This is a genomic window from Actinomycetospora sp. NBC_00405, from assembly GCF_036044095.1.
GTDB classification, from domain to species: domain Bacteria; phylum Actinomycetota; class Actinomycetes; order Mycobacteriales; family Pseudonocardiaceae; genus Actinomycetospora; species Actinomycetospora callitridis.
Map to the genome: position 1 here is coordinate 5,243,033 of NZ_CP107938.1, position 18,374 is coordinate 5,261,406.

Consider the following 18,374-nt stretch of genomic DNA (forward strand, 5'->3'; position numbering starts at 1 on the left):
AGCACGCCCATGTCCAACGCGTCGATCGCCGCCCTGACGGCCATCATCCGCGAGCCCGACACGATCAAGCCGGTCTACGGCGCGGCCCGCCGCCGCCTCCGGAGCGACGTCGAGGCCTACGGCCTCCGTCGGGACCTCACGGCGCCCCACACCCAGCCCGGTGCGAAGATCGACATCAGCGTGCGGCCGATGGAGGACCGGGACGTCGCGGCCGTGCTCGACGCCGCCGCCGACCTGACCCCCGACGAGAAGTGGGACCGCTCGATGCGGCGGCGCCTGCTCGAGGCGGGGATCGGCGCGCCCCACGTGGCGGTCACCGCGGACGACGAGGCCTGCTACACGCAGTGGCTGTTCACGTCCCGGGACAACGCCGACATCGCGCGGCACTTCGGCGGGATCTTCCCGCGCCTCGACGACGACACCGCGCTGCTCGAGGGTGCGTTCACCCCGGTGGCCTGGCGCGGGAAGGGCGTGATGAGCGCCGCGATGTCGCGCATCGCCGAGAAGGCGGGCCCGCTCGGCGCCCGGTACGTCATCACGTTCGTGGGCACCGACAACCCGGCCTCGCTCAAGGGCTGCGCGAAGGCCGGCTTCTTCCCGTACCTGCGCCGGACCCAGCACTTCCGGATGGGGCGTCAGCGGGTGGAGTTCGAGCTCCTCGAGGACGCCACGACCGGCTGACCGCTCAGCGGCGCGCGGCCCACTGTCGCTCGTCGACGGTGCCGCGCACCGCCATGCTCGCCCACGGTGCGATCAGCCACGCCGCAGCGCCCGCCGTCGCCCCCGCCACTGCCGTCAGAACCATGGTCATCGCAGGCAACCCCCGTCGTCCCGGAACGTCTATGCGCTCTGTCGCCGGGCGACGGGCTGTCGTTACGCGCCGGTCGGGTGCCGTTCCGGCTGCTCGAGGAACCACCGGTAGGTCGAGGCGAGCCCCTCGGCGAGCCCGATGGTCGGCTTCCAGCCCAGCGACTGCAGGCGCGAGACGTCGAGGAGCTTGCGCGGGGTGCCGTCGGGCCGGGAGGTGTCGTAGACGATGTCGCCGGTGAAGCCGACGGTGTCGGCGACGAGCGACGCGAGGTCGGCGATCGGGACGTCCTCCCCGACGCCGACGTTGATCGGCGACGGGCCGTCGTAGTGCTCGAGCAGGTGCAGGCACGCGGCCGCGAGGTCGTCGGTGTGGAGGAACTCGCGGCGCGGCGTCCCGGTGCCCCAGACGGTCACGGTCGGCGCCCCGGACACGCGGGCCTCGTGGAACTTGCGCATGAGCGCGGGCAGCACGTGCGACTTCTCGAGGTCGAAGTTGTCGCCCGGCCCGTACAGGTTGGTGGGCATCGCGGAGCAGATCCTGGGGCTGCCCGGTATCGGCGTGCACGCCACCCCCGGGCCCGGAGGGGTGCGGCCGAACCGTGTCCTGAGGACGGTTCGTCACCACGCCGAGTCAGACCAGAGCGTGCCGCCCGGGGCCGTGCTGCGGCAGGGCGATCGGCGCGGTCGGCGGGTCGATCACGACGGGGGCGAGCGGCGCGGGCGCGGCCGCCGCGGGCGCAGCGACCAATCCGATTCGTGCGTAGGCGACGAAGAGCAGCGCGCTGAAGGCGTCGACGAGCACCCAGAGGAGGGTGCCGTTGACCGGGTCCCAGTTGTTGAGTCCGTGCAGGACCGCCGGCACACCGATGCCGAGACCTGCGAGCACGAGGACCGGCTGCGGCGCGCGGTACTGCGCGGCGAGGCCCACGAAGTACCCGGCCACTCCTGCCCACAGGGCGTGGGTGATGGGGCCGGCGACGAACCGCCAGACGAGGACCATGGCACCGCCCCGGCCGAGATCGCTGGGCATGTACTCGATGGCGTACTTGACGGCCTCGGCGGCACCGAAGGCGAGACCGCTGACGGCCCCGAGGAACAGCGTGTCGCGCGGCACCAGGACGCGCCGACGATGCAGGAAGACCAGGAGAATCACCGGGAGCGCCTTCGCGAGCTCCTCGGGCACCCCGACCGTCAGCACGCTCTCGAACAGATTGTCGTTACCACCGTCGAGGAGCTCCTCGAGCCATGTGGCCAGCGGCATCTCGAGCAGGAGCGCCAGGGCGATGACCTGTGCCAGGAGTGCGCCGTGGATGTTGCGCGGACGCACGATCACCCAGAGGACGAGGAACCACGCCGCCGCGAAATAGGCCGCGAAGGCGGTGGCCTCGCTGCGGTATGTGGCGTCGTCGAGAAGGGCCAGTACCGCCGGCGGCGTCGCGACGAGCGCGACGAACAGCCACGTCGTCCAGGAGCGCAGCGCGGGGTGGTGCAGCCAGGTGCGGAAGGGGAAGAGGACCGACAGGTCGGGCAGGCGGGGGCCGGGCGTGGTCATCGAGGTCTCCGGGCAGCGAGTCGGTACGGCTCAGGAGCGGGGTTCGGTGGTGCCGGCCGGTCCGGCCGTGTGGGAGAGCCGCTTGGCGAAGCAGTCGTCCGCGGAGAAGCCCTGGGCGTCGCACCAGGCGTTGGCGCCGGCGGCGGTGGTGAAGCCCTGCCCGTAGACCGCGACCCAGTAGTCGCTCTCGCGGTACACCGACCAGTCGCCCGACCACAGCAGCCGGACGTTCGTGTGGTTCGTGACCAGACCCTGGTAGTTCGCGTAGATCGACGACGAGTCGTAGGTGGTGCCGTTGTCGACGGTGCCGGGTCGCTTCGAGGAGAGCTGCGGCACCCACATCCCGTCGAACGCCTCCATGGCGTTGCGGTCGGAGTCGACGACGGCCTGCAGCGTGCTCGTGCTGCCGCCGTCACCGGTGGAGGAGTACGAGGACGAGGAGGACGGCGAGGAGTAGACGGTGCTCGGCGCGGCGGTCACCGTGACCGGCGCCTGTGCGACCGGGACGACCGTGGAGGAGGTCGCCGTGGGCCGCAGCAGGACGACGGCCAGTGCGCCGATCACGGCGAGCACGACGATCGCCGCGGCGCCGACGATCCACGGCGCCGACGACGAGCGAGCCGGCACGGGCGTCGGGGGAGCCTGGGGAAGCGGTTGCGGCATCGGCTGGGGGCGCGGCACCGGCCGGACCATCCGACGAGGCGCCGCCGGCGGTCCCCACGTCGCGGCGGGACGCGGAGCACCCGCTCCGACCAGCACCCGCGGCGCCGGGCGCCGCGCCCCGCAGGCGAGACACATCGGCAGGTCCGCGATCAGGTCCGCACCACAGCTGCACCGCTCGTTCACGTGATCATCCCCCGACGATCCGGGCCGAGGGAGCCGGCCCGTTCGACCACGACATCGCCGTGGCGCGGCCGTTGTTACCGCCGTTCACATCGATTCAGTCTGCGTCACCCGGACGAGTGGAGGGGGCGTAACGGCCGTGCCCGGTCCAGCGACTTGGCCGGCATCGGGCGCCACGACGGCGCCGGGTGACGTCGGGGAGACGATCATGAGCAGCAGCACCGAGCAGCGGCCCCACACCACGGGGCCGGCGCCGACCGCGGACGACATCACCGTGGCGATCCCGCGACCGGTCGCTCCGTGGGGGGCGCAGTCGCCCTTCGCATCCCCGGCACCGCGCGCCGCGGCGCCCGGCCGGCCCGCCCCGGCGCCGTGGACGGTGCCTCCGGCGGGCATGGCCCCGCTCGGACCCGGGGTGCCGCCGCCGGCGCGATCCGGCATGCGCGGGGGCTGGGTCGTCATCGCCGTCGTCGCCGCCATCGCGGCGGTGATGCTCATCGGGACGGTGGCCGCGAACAACCGCACCCTGTCGGTGAGCGGCACCGTCACGATCTACGGGATGTCCGGCTACGTGTCGCCCGGCTCGGGTTGCACCAGCACCCGCGCGAGCGGCATGCCGGTGATGATCTACGACGCCGCCGGGAGCCTCGTCGGCTCCACCTCGCTGACCGGCACCGGGATCGCCCGCAACACCTGGAGCTCGTCCTACTACTACGGCTATTCCGACAGCTGCGAGTACGCCTTCACGATCAGCGACGTCGCGGCGAGCGACGACTACCGCGTCAAGACCGGCAGCAGCTCCGGCGACGGGGTCGGGTTCAGCCGCGAGCAGATCGAGTCGAGCGGAGCGGACATCACTCTGCGGTAGTCGACTCCGACGGACGTCTGACTCGACGGAGCGTGCTCCGGCCGTCCTCGTCGTGGCCGAACACCTGCCACAACATCCGCGGCGTGACGAGGGCGTGGGGGATGGGTGTGTCCGGTCGGGCCTGTCCTGTGGCCGGCGGCGGAGGTCGCAGGGGTCTCGGCACGGCCGCCTCACGGGGTCCGGTGCCGAACACCCGCATGCCCGACTTCGCGAGGGCGGTGGCGGCGTCGGCGACGAAGTCCCAGTCCTCGCCGGTGAGGATCGCGCACAGGTCCATCCAGGCCTGCCGGCGCGGGTCGTCGGAGTCGACCCAGTCGACCATCAGGTCCACGAGGAAGCCGACCCAGCGCCACTCGGCGATGTCCTTGTCGGGCTCCTCGTCGACCTCGGGTGGCACCATCTCGGCCCGCGTGAACGTCCGCCCGAAGGCGTTGGCCACGAGCTCGGCGCAGAAGTAGCTCCGGACGCGGCTGGTCGCCCTCCAGGCATCGGCGAGCGTGCAGGCCGCGTCGAACATCCGCTGGGCGAGCTCCGGCTGGGTGTCCTCGAGCTCGACCGCGCGCAGGCCGGCGGCGACGGTGACGAGCTTGACGTACGAGAACGACCCCTCGCCGTCGGGCACCGGCTCGAAGTCGGCGAGGTACTCGAGTGCCTCACGGCGTGCGTCGTCCGGCATCGGGATGCAGTAGAGGTCTCGCTCGTTCTCCCAGTACTTTCCGAAGAGGTCCCACCGCACGCCGCCGTAGTCGAGCGAGTGGGGCAGCTTCTGCGCGAGGGCGCTCGCGAGGTGCGTCGCGGCACCGTCGGCACCGTCGGCGCGCGTCGCGATCCCCGAGTGCGAGAAGACCGTGCCGTCGAGCCGTTCCATCAGCTTGCCGACGGCCTCACCGGGGATCTGCGTCACGAGGAGTATGTCGCCTTGGCGTACCTCGCCTGGATTGATGGCCCACAAGGACGTAACCTCCTGTCCCGCGGTTACGGACAGTTGCAGTAGGGGGTGCGATGTCATCGTCAGCGTCCTCGGATGTCCGCATCCGTGTGCTGGGCGAGGTTGCCATCGAAGGGGCGTCGGGGGAACTGGGTCGCCCCGGTCGGCGGCTGCGCACCCTCCTCGCCCTGATCGCCGCGGCGTGCCGGGGCACCGTCGCGGTGCCGGCGCTGATCGACGAGATCTGGGCCGAAGACCTCCCCGAGCGGCCCGACGGCGCGCTGCAGGTGCTGGTCAGCCGGCTCCGGCGCGAGGCCCCGGACGAGGGGACGCGGCTGCCGATCGTCCCGATCGGCGAGACCTACCGGCTCGACCTGCCGCGCGACGCCGTCGACCTCCACCGCTTCCACGACGACGCCGCCGCGGCCCTCGCCGCCGACGCCTCGCGCGACACCGTGCTCGAGCGCGGCGCACGGGCGCTCGCGACGTGGCGCGGCGAGCCGTTCGCCGGGACGCCGGTGGGCCAGCGCCTCGAGGTCGAGCGCGTGCGCGCCGTCGACCGCCGGCTGCGCCTCATCGAGCGCATGGGCGGCGCCCTGCTGGACCTCGACCGGCCGGAGGAGGCGGTCGAGCTCGTCGTCGCCGACCTCGCCGCCGATCGCTCGCGCGAGCGCCTCGCCGTCATCGCCGCGTCCGGCCTGCACCGGCAGGGCCGCACGAGCGAGGCCCTCGAAATCCTCACCGCCACGCGTCGGGCGCTGCGCGACGACTACGCCGTCGAGCCGGGCGCCGAGATCGAGGACCTCACCCTCCGGCTGCTCGCGCCCACCCCGGCCCGCCAGCCGCGACCCACGCTCGTCGGCCGGGAGGAGGAGCTCGCCGCCGTCCGCGCGCTGCTCGAGGCCCCCGAGGCGGGCGCGATCCGCCTGATCACCGGCGAGGCCGGCATCGGCAAGACCGCGCTGCTGCGCGCCGCGCGCCGCGAGGCGTGGATGCGCGGGGCGGCGGTCGGCGGCGGCTCGTGCGACGTCGACGCTCCGCCGTGGACGGCGTGGGCCGAGGCGCTCGCCGATCTCGGCGTCCCCCCGGTAGCCCCGGGCGAGCCCGCCCCTGGCCGCGCGCTGCTCGACCGGCTCACCGCCCGGCCCGGTCCGGTGCTGCTGACTCTCGACGACCTCCACCTCGCCGACTCCGCGACGCTCGCGGCACTGCGCGGCCTCGCCCGCCTCGGCCTGCCCGCCGGGGTGGCGCTGCTGGTCGCCGCGCGCGAGCCCGACGCGCAGGCCCACCCCATCTGGGGCGGTACGCACGCCGAGCTCGCATTGCTGGAGTGCGTCAGCGACGTGCGCCTCAGCGAGCTCGATTCCGCCGCGGTACGCCGGTTGGTCGTCCGGCACCTGCCGGGGCTCGCTCCCGACGGCGCCGCGCGCGTCGCCGAGGCCCTGTTCGAGCGCACCCGCGGGCACGCCCTGCACGTCTCCGCGGTGATCGAGTCGCTCTCGGGCCTCGACGCCCCGGACGGCGACAAGGCGGTGGACGAGCTCGCCACCGTCATCCCCGCGCGCCTGCGTCCCCTGCTCGACCACCAGCTCGCCGGCCTCGAGCCCGACGCCCGCGACGCCCTCGAGGGCCTGGCCGTGCTCGCCCCGCTCTCGCTCGCCGACCTCGGCGCCCTGCTCGACGTCGCACCGCGAGCGCTGTCGAAGCAGCTCCGCAGCGCCGTCGACCGCGGTCTGCTCGCCCCCACGGGCGACGGCTTCGCCTTCCGGCACGCCCTCACCCGCGACGCCGTGCTCGACGCCGTCCCGCCGGCGAGCGCGCAGGCGCTGCACCACGCCCGCTACCGGGTCCTCGTCACCGAGAGCCGGCCGGAACCCTTCACCCTGCTGCGCCACGCCGTCGGCGCCGGCCCGCTCCTCCCGACCGTCGAGCTCGGCGACGCCCGTCTCGGGGCCGGCATCGCGGCGTACCGCCAGGGCGCGATGGAGGAAGCCCTCGTCCAGCTCGACGCGGTGCTCGACTCGTCGCGTCCCAGCTCGGTGATGCTGCACCGCGGTCTCGTGCTCGAGGCGCTCGGCCGACACGACGAGGCTGACGAGGTGCTCGACGAGGTCGTCGAGCACGCCGCCCACACCGCTGAGCAGGGCCTTGCCGCGGCGGACACACGCGAGGTCGACGACGCGGTGGTCGCCGCCGTCGGGCACGACGCCATGGGCATCAGCGTCGCCGGCCGCCCCCGACGCGCCCGGCGCCTGCGGCGCGCCCGGGCGTTGCCGCTGTCGAAGCGGCAGCGCGCCGAGGTGCTGCGCAGCCTGATCCTGGAGGAGGAGCAGCTCCACGGGGATGTCGACGACCCCACGGCGCTGCCCGAGCTGCTGGAGCTCGCCGCGACGGGGTTCGGCGACCCGGGCCTGCTCGCCGGCGTCCGCGTCCTCGAGGCCAACCATCTCGTCGACGCGCCCGTCCCGGCCGCCCAGCGGCTCGCGGTCTGCGAGCAGGCCGCCGCACTCGCCGACGCGGAGGGCGTGGACGCGCTGTGGTTCGAGGCCGAGGAGCTGCGCATCGCCGCGCTGCTGGCCACCGGCCGCCAGGACGCCGCCGTCGCGGCCCGCCGCGACCTCGAGCCGCTCGCCGTCGACCGCCACCGACCGCGGACGATGTGGATGGTCTCGCTGCTCGACGCCGGGCTCACCCTGGCCCGAGGCGACACCGACGAGGCCGACGCCGCCGCGCTCGCCGCCCTGCACCGTGGCCAGGAGCTCGGGCTGCCCGACGCCGTCGGGGCCTACGGGGTGCACCTGCTGGTGCGCCACCTGCTCGGGCGCACCCTGCCCTCGCTCCAGGGCCTGCCCGCCGGTGCGGCCGCCATGTACCCGCTGGTCGCGGCGTGGTCGGCCGCTGCCGCGGTGGACGCCGCGGTCGCCGAGGACCTCGACACCGCTGCCTCGCACCTCGCCGACTGGCACCGCAAGCGCGAGGGACGCGAGGGCCGGCTCTTCGACCGGCCCGGCCTGTGCCTCGCCGCCTGCGCGGCGTTCGCGCTGGGCGACGTCCTGACCGCCGAGGTCGTCCGCCGCGACCTGCCCCCGGACCCCGGGGCCCTGGTCGTCGTGGGCATCGGCTCGGCCACCTTCGGCCCGCTCGCGCTCTACCAGGGCCTCGCCGCCGCCGTCCTTGGCGACCGGACGGAGGCCCGCAGGCTCCTCGGCCAGGCCTCGACCGTCGCCGACGGCCTCGGCTGGGCCCCCTGGGCGGACGCCGCCCGCGGCTTCGTCCGCTACGTCAAGCCGGGGCAGGGGCGCCCGGCGGGTGGTCCCCCCACCCCGCCGGACGCCCGTCCGCTCGGACTGCTCCCGCCGCCCTGACGTACCCCCCTCGTCAGGCCGGGACGGATCGCAGCCCGTGGCCCCGGGCCCGGACCGGCGGCTCGAGGCGATCGACATCGCGTCGCTCCCTCCTGCCTCCGGCCCACCAGCCCGTGACGCAGAGCAGACACCGTTCCGCTTTCACCGACCTTTCGTCGTGAAGGGGCAGTGATGTCAGGTGCTCGTCTAAACGGACTAATGACCGCGGTCAGCGACTCCGGCTGACGGCGGCGCGAACGCGCCGCGCGAGGACCCAGTCGGGTGAACGATTGATCAGCTCGCCCCTCGGCGCGACCGGTGGTTTCGTTACGCATACGGGCTGCGATCCAGGCCACACAGAGCTGAACGGGTGAACACGCGTCACCAAACAGCGCGTGTCGTCCCGACACGCCGCAGAAGGGCCGCAGGGCGTGTGTAACGACCTGGGCACGGTCACGCGATAGCGGCACAAGAACGCGGTCCCGGCTCACGCAGAGCCGAGTCCACGGGTCAGAGGGGCGGATGGTCGTTCACCATCCGTGACATCCGGGGGGATCACAGTGAGCAGTGCAATCGGATTGACGGAATCGATTGAGCAATCGGTGCCGCGTCCTCGCGCCGCCGATCCCGCGGCCTCCGCGACCGTTCGCCCGAGCTCGCGGCGCTGGCAGCGCCGGCTCACCCGGATCGTCGTCGCGACCGACCTGACGGTCATCGCCCTCGTCTCGGCCCTCGCCACGCTCATCGGCGACTGGGGCCTCGGGCCCTCCACGCAGTTCAACGCCGTCGCCGCGGCCCTCGTGCTCGCCGGCCTCGTCGGCTTCCGCGCCTGGGACCGCGGGGTCCTCGGCCAGGGCGCCGACGAGTTCAACCGCGTGCTCCGCGGGACCGCCGTCGCGGCCGTCCTCCTGGCCCTCGCCGGGATGGCCCTCAAGGTCGAGCAGGTCCGCCCCTGGATCTTCGGGGTCATCCCCGCCACCGGCGCCGGCCTGCTGCTCGGCCGCTACGCCGTGCGCCGCGTGCTGCACCGCGCCCGCCGCGACGCCCGCTGCATGTCCTCGGTGCTGGTCGTCGGCTCCGAGGCCGCGGTCGCCGACCTCGTCGCCCGCACCCGCCGCGTGCCGCACCACGGCTGGACCGTCAGCGCGGCCTGCACCTCCACCGGCACCGGCGAGATCGCCGGGGTGCCGGTGGTCGGCGACCTCGACGACGTCGCCCGCCACGTGCACGAGCTCGGCATCGAGGTCGTCGCCGTCGCCCCGACGCCCGGCTGGACCCCGAAGCGCCTGCACAGCCTCGCCTGGGACCTCGAGGGCGCCGGCGTCGAGCTGGTGGTCGACCCGGGCCTCATGGAGATCACCGGCCCCCGCCTGCACGTCGCCCCGGTGGACGGCCTCCCGCTGCTGCGCCTCACCGAGCCCCGCTGGGGCGGCCCGGCGCGCATGGCCAAGAACCTCTTCGACCGCGCCGCCGCCGCCGCGCTGGTACTGATCCTCGCGCCGGTGTTCGTCACCCTCGCGGTGCTCATCCGCCAGGACGGCGGCCCGGTGTTCTACCGCCAGGAGCGTGTCGGCCGCGCCGGCCGGACCTTCCGGATGATCAAGTTCCGCTCGATGGTCGTGAACGCCGACCAGCAGGTCGCCCAGCTCGCCGCCACCAACGAGGGCGCCGGCCCGCTCTTCAAGATGAAGCGCGACCCGCGCATCACCCGCCTCGGCGGGGTGCTGCGCCGCCTCTCGCTCGACGAGCTCCCCCAGCTGTTCAACGTGATCGGCGGCTCGATGTCGCTGGTCGGCCCCCGCCCCGCCCTGCAGCGCGAGGTGGCCACCTACACCGAGGACGCGCTGCGCAAGCTCTGCGTCCGCCCGGGCCTCACCGGCCTCTGGCAGGTCAGCGGCCGCTCCGACCTTACCTGGGAAGAGTCGGTCCGCCTGGACCTTCGCTATGTCGAGAACTGGTCCGCCGCTCTCGACATCTCAATCCTCTGGAGAACGGTCGGGGCCGTCTTCCGCGGGCGCGGGGCGTACTAGGCGCTCAGCAACGAAGACTTCGCTCCATTCTCGCCGATAGGAAGGCGCCGACCCATGGCCGTCGCGGACACTGCTGCCCTGGACACGGTCCCATCGCCTCGTGCCGTCCCCCATATCGAGATGGTCGAGACGGGGCACCAACACCACCTGCTCGGTGTGAACCTACGCTTGTACTCGTCAGTTCAATCCGCCGCAGACGAATTGATCCAGGAGGCACGCAACTCGAGCGTCGCAGTCAGTGTCTTCACGTGCAACGTCGATCACATGATGTTGATGAGACGAGACGAGGACCTTCGCGATGCCTACAGCCGAGCGGACGTAGTCACCATTGATGGAGCTCCGCTGGCGCTTCTCTCACGGTGGACGGGAGCGAGCAACGCTCCGCGGGTCACAGGTGTCGACTTGACGTCCGCCTTGATTGCGGAAGCAGCCGCTTCAGATCTCCGAGTTGCATTGATCGGAGGTGCTCCGGGCCGTGGAGAAGAGGCAGCCCGCCGACTCAAGCTCGCGCACCCCAACCTGGGCAATGTTCTCACGGACAGTCCCCAGATGGGTTTCGGTCTCGGTGACGAGGAGGACGCTCGCCTGATACGTCGGCTGAAGGCGTTCGCTCCCCACATCGTGGTTGTTTGTCTGGGTGCCCCCAAGCAAGAGTTGTGGATCGACATGCACCGCCGCGAGCTCCCCGGCGCTGTGATGGTGGGTGCTGGAGCGACCATTGACTTTCTCTCGGGAGCTCAAGCGCGTGCACCGAAGTTGTTTCAACGCACGGGAACAGAGGCGGTCTTCCGCCTGTTGACAGACTTCCGTCGCCTATGGCGTCGCTACCTGTTGCGTGATCTCCGCTTCCTCTGCACCGCGACCGTCGTGATTACGACCTACGCACTCTGGAGCTTTAGAGTCCTCCAGCACACGCCCGCCCATACCGGTCGCGGGTGTTGCTGCGACCTCGCCACCCGCTGAGATGTGGAGCACGCCTCGACAGTAATCCACAGGTTGTCCGATCCCCATGATCAGTGCGGCGTGGAAGCGTTGGAGTCGCTTCCGGAATCGTCAGGTGTACAGGGTGGCGGCCTCGCAAGACCTGCCGTACAAGCAGGTAGGGTTCCTGTGCAAGTTAGAGAGCGCGCCGCAACACAGCAGAGAACCCTGTCGTCCGCAACAGAGATCATCAGATCGGAGCAAGCATCACGGGGGAGCCCCCGAGGTGGCGTGGGCGCGCCGCGATAGCGTTCACGCGAACACTCGGGGGGGTATATGAGCATCTTGCGCTCGCCGATGGGTTCGGCGTTGCGGCGGTGTGCGGTGATCGACGAGGCGCCGCTCTGCCGCAACGACCGGCTTGCTGACGGTTCACCTCCGGCCCGAGCGGCAGTTGATCTCGATAGGGTGCGGGACGCAGTTGGGTCGGCTGGGCCGCGTGAACCTGAGCTGCTGCTTGGCTGGGAGCGTCGGGGCGTTAGAGCATCGAATTCTCCTCGGCGAGCAAGCGCATACTCCGGTTGCACGACGCGGGCACTTATAGGGGGAAGCTGGAGAAAGGGCTCCACTATGAGATGGTCTCTCCGCAATTCAGGATTGTGCTTCCCAGCGACGCCAACGGACGCCGCACGGCGAAGCAGCAAGCGACCAATCGCTTCGACCTATGATTGCTCAGCGCCTTCTCTCACGTGGGATCTGCAATGTCCGCGCTCGGAAGTCAACCCCAAGACCTCCCGAGCGCCTTGCGACCCGCGCTCCGGGAAAGACCACGCTGAGCCACGACCGCATGGGGTCCCAGTTATCACCACAACCTCGCCTATGCAAAGCATACTGGATGCTCACCCATGGCAGGAGCGTGTTTATCAATATGGAAGGGGTGCTCCTACAAATTCCGGAGGGAGACGGCATAACCTTCAGGCCGACCTGCAACACGTGTGGCGCCGTTACGCCACGACGGCAAGAAATGACTACAGGCCAGGACTGCCCGGAGCGCTCTCTAGGCATTGCCGGGTAGGAGCGAAATGACAATACAGAAGGCGGCCGAAGCTATTCGCCGACGCTACACCTTAGTCGTGCTCGCCCTCATCATCGGCATTCTTGCATCTAGTGCGATTGCACTTCTGAGGCCGCTCGCGTACGAATCAACAGCGCGTCTCTACGTAGCAGCGCAGGTTGGCGATTCCGCAGATGCTGTGTATCAGGGGAGTCTGGTTACGGAGCAGCGGGTCACATCGTACATCGACCTTCTCACCTCGGACCGCGTGCTCGCTGCGACTCTAGAGCGACTGCAACTTACAGCAAGCCCTGAGGACCTTCGAGATCGCGTAACCGCAACGAACGCGCCAGGTTCCGTGCTCATCGATGTCGAGGCAACCGCACCGACGGCACCGGATGCGGCGCGCCTCGCCGAGACCGTCTCCGCAGTATTTATAGACCTGGTGAACGAGATTGAACGGCCAGCGCAACCTGGCAGAATTCAGCCGGTCGCGGTCCGTGTTGTTCAGCCAGCGACGGTTCCGAGTGACCCAATTTCGCTACCAGTTGCAGCCATCATCGGGATCGGCGTCTTCGTGGGGCTTGCGGTCGGTATTGGGACGGCGCTGCTCGTGGATTCTCTAGATCGGACCGTTAGGGACGCAGAGCAACTGTCGAACGTTGCGGGCGTGCCGAATCTTGGCGAGATTCCTTTCGTCAGCAACGCCTCGCGGCGATCGCTGCTATTAGACGATCAAGCCCCGCCGAGTTGGAGCGAGAGCCTCCGCCAATTACGCACGAATCTACAGTACGTCAACTTAGACAGACCGCCCAAGACTATATGCGTTACGAGCGCGGTCGAGGGGGAAGGCAAGACGACTACAGCCATAAATCTGGCTATCGCTTCTTCCCTTTCTGGAAATCGAGTGCTCCTAATCGATGGTGATCTGAGGCGTCCATCTGTAGCCTCGGTTCTCGGGCTCGAGGAGAAGGTGGGGCTCACAAGCGTGCTCGCGGGGAGAGTACCGGCGGAGCAGGCCACGCAGGTTTGGTCAAGTCGTCTGCGAGCTATTACGTCAGGACCTACACCGCCGAATCCAAGCGAGATCCTCGGTTCGGGGCAGATGTCTTCCCTAATAGCAGGTTTGCACCGCAACTACGATCTCATCGTCATTGATACCCCACCAGTCCTACCGGTCACGGACGCCGTTGCCTTATCTCCCTCAGTAGATGGAGTTCTTGTCGTTTCGCGTGCGGGTAAGACGACGACTAGCCAGATAGATTCTGCGGTGAAAGCCCTGCAGAATGTCTCGGCCAATATACTAGGTACCGTCCGAACACTCGTCGGTACAGCTGAACTGAAGAAGCATGGAAGATATCAAAGCAGCTATCATGACACGGCCAATGCCGCCACTCTAGATGACTCCCTAGCTCCGCGGTCGGCTCGGAGTCTCGCCGATGCCCGTCGACCGAGCCCTGGTCCGCGGAACGCCTAACACTGGACCGCTATTGGAGTGAGACGTTGCCCCCTACGCTTTTCGTCGACGGCCGCTCGGCGGCCAAGAGTCGTATCACTGGGTGGGAGCGATACGCTCGGGGCATCTCGTCGCTCCTCCTCAGTTCACCGCGGGCTATCGTTCGAGTCGCTGATCCTGGCAGCACCGCGGGACAACTCTTATCTGATCTCGTCACGGTGCCGAAGGCCAGTCGCCGACATCAGCTTCATCATTATCTGTCGTTTCCTCCTGCACGAACGACTCCAACTACGATCACGACGATCCATGACCTTACGTGGTGGAAATTTTCAGAAACTGCCAGCCGCGGAGGGCGCTATTACTACCGAGCTCTCGCCGAGCGCGCAATAGAACGCGGCGTGGTCGCAACCGTGTCGCATTCGGTCGCCGAAGAACTACGCGAGTTCTTCCAGCTACGCACCGTGCATGTGGTCAGCCCGATTCATCGGCCAATGCAAAGTCTCGTGGCGAACCCCGTCCAGCGGCCGAAGCCATACGTGGTGGCTCTCGGCACCATCGAACCTCGCAAGAACCTGGGTCGGCTATTTGAGGCGTACCAGAAGTCAAATGTTCGGGCAGAGGTCGACCTCCTCATTGTGGGGCGACGAGGCTGGGGCGAACTTCCGACCGGTGCGGAGTTCATCGAGGCACCTAGTGATTCAGAAGTTTGGCGCCTCATCTCTGGAGCCGCGGCGCTCGTAATGCCTTCGCTCTACGAGGGCTTCGGGCTCCCAATCCTCGAGGCGCAAGCTGCCGGTACTCCCGTCCTTTGCTCCGATCTACCAGTTTTTCGCGAAGTCAGCGGTGGGCATGCCTCATTCTTTGACCCCTTAAGCATTGATTCGATGGTCTCTTCCCTTGAGACCGTTCTCGAGCTAGATTTGGACCTCAAAGACGCAAAGAGAAATGCTGAGAAGTACTCTCAAGACAGAGTTACCTTACAGCTAAGAGAACTGTATCGAAGCCTGGGAATGACGGATCTCATATAATGGGTTCAATCGCTGATGAATCCGAGCCGGGTGCGTCGTTAGCGCCGAGACGGGTCGAGAAAGCTAGGGCTACGCCGAGTTGGACGCATAGCCCGCCCCCGGCCCGCCTTGGACCGATTGCGGTGTGGGCTCTCGTCAGTACCGTAACAATTTGTTTGACCTATTTCGCAACGCAGCATCCAATCCTGATCCTTGGCTACGTTGCGGCAATCCTACTGGCGCTAGTTGCCGCAACAGTGAGGCGGAGCGCGCGAAGTTCGCGTTACTATGCGATGTTGGTAGTCGGGCTGACCTTTCTAGATCAATCACCCCTGGCTATCGGGGGTTCTGCCCTCCGCCTGTACCAGATCCTGAGTCTGTCGCTGTTCCTCGTTGTCGCCGCCGACTATGGCAGGCGACGCGGCCCTGAGAGGGTCATCGGCGCCCTTCCGTCGTTACTCACTCTGTCAACGGCAGCGGTAGCGACCAGTCTTCTATGGACAATTAGCCCTAGTGACACCATTTCGCTCGCAGTCGGCCAATCGTACTTGCTAGCGCTCTTCTTCGCTATCGTTCTGTTGTTGCAGCAGCGAGTTGTACTGGTCGCGGACCTTCTTACAGCTTTGCGTTGGGGGGCGCTCCTAACCTCGGCTGTAGCCCTACTGCAGTTCGTCCTCGGACTCGCTGGATCGGGCTGGGGACTGCAAGAGGTGGCCGGCCTACCGTGGAGCAGGCCCGAAGGATTGATGGCGGAGCCGGACTGGGCGGGCCTTGCGGCAGCTATCGGTCTAGTACTGGCGACGGGTTCACACGCTCGGGAGAAGATCCTGTCGTGGCAGGTTCTTCTCTTTTCGACTGTGGTTGTGGTTACCGGGGTCCGGGCTGTATGGATAGCTGTGCTTGTAGCGGCGGCGCTCTCACTCGGGCTGCGGGACTCGAAGCGCCTTCGAAGGGTCCTGATGGCCGTCGTCGGGCTCGGTGCGCTAGGAACGTTGCTTTTGTTTGCAGTCGAGCCCTCGCTTGTGGAGCGCCTCAACCCACTGACCTTCTTGAACGACAGTTCTGCAGACCAAGGTGCGCTCAACTCGCGGCTCGGCGTCTTGCAACTTATTCAAGATCGAGGCTTTGATCGACCCATCCTGGGGCATGGGGCCGGAAGCCTCGGGTACGAGACGGCGCTCGAGGGGAATCGGGATCGATACGCGGGCGGGGGGGAGCTCAACGCTGGGCGTGGGTCCTCCAACCTCTTTGCCACGTCCTTCTGGGACTTAGGACTCATAGGTATCGGGATCACTGGGTCTTTAGTTGTTGGTTGGTTGACCGCGGCTTGGGGATGCAGGAGGCGTAGTCCTGTCTTGCTCTACTGCTCTATCATCCTCCTTATCGACTTTCAGGCGAATAACGGCTTCCGGCTCGGTTTCGTCTGGGTTCTCCTAGCCTTGACATACTTTGTCGCGGGCACAAGGGTGGTGGAAAAGTCTCACCTGATGAGCCACACCGGATTCAGCGACAGTCCGACTCTAGTCCTAGAGCGAAGGAAAGCAGAACTAGAATGAGTGTATTGAAGGTTGTAATCGTGAACTATCGATCGGCCGATCTTGCGCAGAAGTGCATTGATTCTCTGCCACGCGAATGCGTTTATGAAGTTGTGATCGTTGACAATTCCGAAGACGGAGTAGAGGTGGCCCGACTCCAGGCGCTTCGGTCCAGGTCGAATGTCTCGATTGTGGAAATGGCGGAGAACGTTGGATTCGGCGCGGCAGTCAATCGTGGTGTGAGATATATCAACCCTAACGAAAGTGATGTAATATGGATCCTTAATCCGGACACCACGGTAGAAGAAGGAAGTTCGGTCCTGCCATGTGTTGAGCTGCTACAGAAGGGGGCCTTTGATCTCCTGTCGCCCATCATCGTGCACGATGATCATCCTCCTACCATCTGGTTCGCCGGGGGGTCGATTAATACCAAAGCCGGACGCGTGGAACACCACAAGATCCGAGAGGTATACGAGCCACCTGGGTGGTCGTCGGCACCGACAGGGTTCCTCACCGGCGCGGGCGTCATGTGTATGGGCGCAACCTGGCTACGATTAGGCGGCTTCCGTGAGGACCTGTTCATGTATTGGGAGGACGTTGACCTCTCACTCCGCGCGTTGAAAGAAGGCTTGCGGCTCGGGCTAGCTTCTACTTGTGTATTGCGGCACAAGGTCGGTGCTTCGTCCTCGGAAGCCGGCATGAGCGAGCTATTCTATTACTACAACGCACGAAACCGAGTATATGTCGTCCGAGACACCTTCGGAAGTGCTCGATTGTGTCATCCTTTGGCAATTGTGGAGACCTTGAGGGGCTTGCTTCGCCCGGTACGTCGGGAGCGAGGAACCGGCTCAAACTCGAAGCTGCTCGCCTCGTTTCGCGGCACCTTGGCAGGACTTGCATCGGTCCGTGCATCGGTTCGTGCGAGGTCAGCTTGAAAGAGGTGCGTTCTTGGTTACAGCGGTGATCAAGCATGACCTCTTTCGAAGGCTCGTCTCCTTTTCAGCGATTCCTTTCGCAGGTCTTGTTACTCCCCTTCTCCTGCTCCCCATAATTGCGCGCACGACCCCGGTTGGGGGCTGGTCCAGCATCGCAATTGGGCAGTCAGTCGGCGCATTCTGCATGATGGTCGTTACACTTGGATGGAATCTTCGCGGTCCAGTGGAGCTCATTCGAGATCCGCTCCAGCATGCGGTTCTTCTCAGGCAGTCCCTAGCGACGCGAGGGTTTGCCCTTCTTGCATGTGCGTTGCCAATCCTAGGAGTTGTATCCCATCTGGCCCCCGAGGAGTTCAGGTGGGAGGCGGTCTTTATGGCCATCGGTATTGCGTCAAGTGGTTTAACCCCAGCTTGGTACGCGATTGGGATTGCTAGCCCGACTACTCTCTTTCTTTGCGATGCCTTGCCGCGAGTGGCGGCGGCTGCTCTTGGTGCCTGGGCCCTGCTCGCTGGGTCGAGTCTCATAGTCTATCCGATATTGTTCCTGGCGTTCTCGCTGCTTGGTACCGCCTGCCACGCTGTATTCACCTTCGCTCGAGCGGTCGCTGTCAAACCGACGATGCCGGTGATCGCTCGGTTGCGGAGTCTTCTGTCGCCAGCCTTCTCAGAGATAGCCGCTGGTAGTTATGCCGCGGGGGCGGTCGCACTGGTCAGCGTCGGGGCTTCTCTCACGCAGGTGGCGATATATGCAGCTGGAGACCGTGCATTCCGACTGGCGCTCTATGGTGTCTCTAGTGTCGCCAATGCTTTACAGTCTTGGGTTGCGTTGGATCTCGAAGTTCCCTTTTCGGGAAAGCGGACAAGGCTATCATTGGCGGTTCATTCGCTAATCGGCCTGTTCGGGCTCGTGCTCTTCAGTGCTGTGGGTCCTCCGGCCACGTCGCTGCTCTTCGGACCTGGGTATGCGATCAATTATATGACCTCAATCGCGCTTGGACTTGCTTTCTTTGCGATCTCGGTTGGTACGTCGCTTGGCCGTCATGTGCTATTGCCACGATCCCGTCATCGTCAGTTCTTAGCCTCGACAGTGG

At 67.3% G+C, this 18,374-nt stretch carries 14 protein-coding genes; 9 read left to right on the forward strand and 5 right to left on the reverse strand.

The genetic code is table 11. The features are described from left to right. Positions 1-9 precede the first annotated feature (9 nt). Positions 10-681, forward strand: a complete 672-nt coding sequence (locus tag OG774_RS25890; protein WP_328305201.1) for a hypothetical protein — start codon at positions 10-12, stop codon at positions 679-681. A 4-nt stretch (positions 682-685) separates the two neighbouring features. On the opposite strand, the gene OG774_RS25895 is transcribed toward OG774_RS25890, so the two are convergent. From OG774_RS25895 to OG774_RS25910, 4 genes are all read right to left on the reverse strand, one after another. Continuing rightward, positions 686-811, reverse strand: a complete 126-nt coding sequence (locus OG774_RS25895; protein ID WP_328305202.1) for a hypothetical protein — start codon at positions 809-811, stop codon at positions 686-688. A gap of 62 nt (positions 812-873) precedes the next feature. Continuing rightward, complete coding sequence (locus OG774_RS25900) at positions 874-1,380, reverse strand: NAD-dependent epimerase/dehydratase family protein (RefSeq protein WP_328305203.1); 507 nt, start codon at positions 1,378-1,380, stop codon at positions 874-876. A 61-nt stretch (positions 1,381-1,441) separates the two neighbouring features. Beyond that, positions 1,442-2,362, reverse strand: a complete 921-nt coding sequence (locus OG774_RS25905) for a PrsW family glutamic-type intramembrane protease (RefSeq protein WP_328305205.1) — start codon at positions 2,360-2,362, stop codon at positions 1,442-1,444. Between the two features lie 30 nt (positions 2,363-2,392). After that, complete coding sequence (locus OG774_RS25910) at positions 2,393-2,989, reverse strand: hypothetical protein (RefSeq protein ID WP_328305206.1); 597 nt, start codon at positions 2,987-2,989, stop codon at positions 2,393-2,395. A 424-nt stretch (positions 2,990-3,413) separates the two neighbouring features. Here OG774_RS25910 and OG774_RS25915 point away from each other — a divergent pair, with 424 nt between their 5' ends. Next, the gene (locus OG774_RS25915) at positions 3,414-4,073 is read left to right on the forward strand and encodes a hypothetical protein (protein WP_328305207.1); all 660 of its coding nucleotides are present in this window, start codon (positions 3,414-3,416) and stop codon (positions 4,071-4,073) included. Here OG774_RS25915 and OG774_RS25920 read toward each other — a convergent pair. Then, a complete protein-coding gene (locus OG774_RS25920; RefSeq protein ID WP_328305208.1) occupies positions 4,060-4,977 on the reverse strand; it encodes a hypothetical protein in 918 nt (305 codons plus the stop codon). The two genes, OG774_RS25915 and OG774_RS25920, sit on opposite strands and share 14 nt — an antisense overlap. Positions 4,978-5,111: 134 nt before the next feature. On the opposite strand from OG774_RS25920, the gene OG774_RS25925 reads away from it, so the two are divergent. The 7 genes from OG774_RS25925 to OG774_RS25955 all read left to right on the forward strand — a co-directional run bounded on the left by OG774_RS25925 (position 5,112) and on the right by OG774_RS25955 (position 17,283). Beyond that, positions 5,112-8,366 carry a BTAD domain-containing putative transcriptional regulator gene (locus OG774_RS25925; RefSeq protein WP_328305209.1) on the forward strand — a complete coding sequence of 1,085 codons (3,255 nt, stop codon included), beginning with the start codon at positions 5,112-5,114 and terminating at the stop codon, positions 8,364-8,366. Positions 8,367-8,947: 581 nt separating this feature from the next. Next, positions 8,948-10,375, forward strand: a complete 1,428-nt coding sequence (locus tag OG774_RS25930) for a sugar transferase (protein ID WP_328305210.1) — start codon at positions 8,948-8,950, stop codon at positions 10,373-10,375. Positions 10,376-10,429: 54 nt separating this feature from the next. Continuing rightward, entirely contained in the window at positions 10,430-11,338 is a 909-nt protein-coding gene (locus tag OG774_RS25935; protein WP_328305211.1) for a WecB/TagA/CpsF family glycosyltransferase, read from the forward strand. Between the two features lie 1,040 nt (positions 11,339-12,378). After that, complete coding sequence (locus OG774_RS25940) at positions 12,379-13,827, forward strand: polysaccharide biosynthesis tyrosine autokinase (protein WP_328305212.1); 1,449 nt, start codon at positions 12,379-12,381, stop codon at positions 13,825-13,827. Positions 13,828-14,309: 482 nt separating this feature from the next. Then, a complete protein-coding gene (locus OG774_RS25945; protein WP_328305213.1) occupies positions 14,310-14,834 on the forward strand; it encodes a glycosyltransferase family 4 protein in 525 nt (174 codons plus the stop codon). Between the two features lie 725 nt (positions 14,835-15,559). Next, positions 15,560-16,369: an O-antigen ligase family protein gene (locus tag OG774_RS25950; protein WP_328305214.1), complete on the forward strand. Its 810-nt coding sequence runs from the start codon at positions 15,560-15,562 to the stop codon at positions 16,367-16,369. Continuing rightward, the gene (locus OG774_RS25955) at positions 16,366-17,283 is read left to right on the forward strand and encodes a glycosyltransferase family 2 protein (protein WP_328305215.1); all 918 of its coding nucleotides are present in this window, start codon (positions 16,366-16,368) and stop codon (positions 17,281-17,283) included. The genes OG774_RS25950 and OG774_RS25955 overlap by 4 nt, the downstream gene beginning before the upstream one ends. The last annotated feature ends 1,091 nt before the right edge of the window (positions 17,284-18,374 follow it).

Coding starts and splice junctions, on each gene's coding strand:
- OG774_RS25890 (WP_328305201.1), top strand. CDS start 10: ATGTCCAACGCGTCGATCGCCGCCCTGACGGCCATCATCCGCGAGCCC.
- OG774_RS25895 (WP_328305202.1), bottom strand. CDS start 811: ATGACCATGGTTCTGACGGCAGTGGCGGGGGCGACGGCGGGCGCTGCG.
- OG774_RS25905 (WP_328305205.1), bottom strand. CDS start 2,362: ATGACCACGCCCGGCCCCCGCCTGCCCGACCTGTCGGTCCTCTTCCCC.
- OG774_RS25915 (WP_328305207.1), top strand. CDS start 3,414: ATGAGCAGCAGCACCGAGCAGCGGCCCCACACCACGGGGCCGGCGCCG.
- OG774_RS25935 (WP_328305211.1), top strand. CDS start 10,430: ATGGCCGTCGCGGACACTGCTGCCCTGGACACGGTCCCATCGCCTCGT.
- OG774_RS25940 (WP_328305212.1), top strand. CDS start 12,379: ATGACAATACAGAAGGCGGCCGAAGCTATTCGCCGACGCTACACCTTA.
- OG774_RS25950 (WP_328305214.1), top strand. CDS start 15,560: ATGGCGGAGCCGGACTGGGCGGGCCTTGCGGCAGCTATCGGTCTAGTA.
- OG774_RS25955 (WP_328305215.1), top strand. CDS start 16,366: ATGAGTGTATTGAAGGTTGTAATCGTGAACTATCGATCGGCCGATCTT.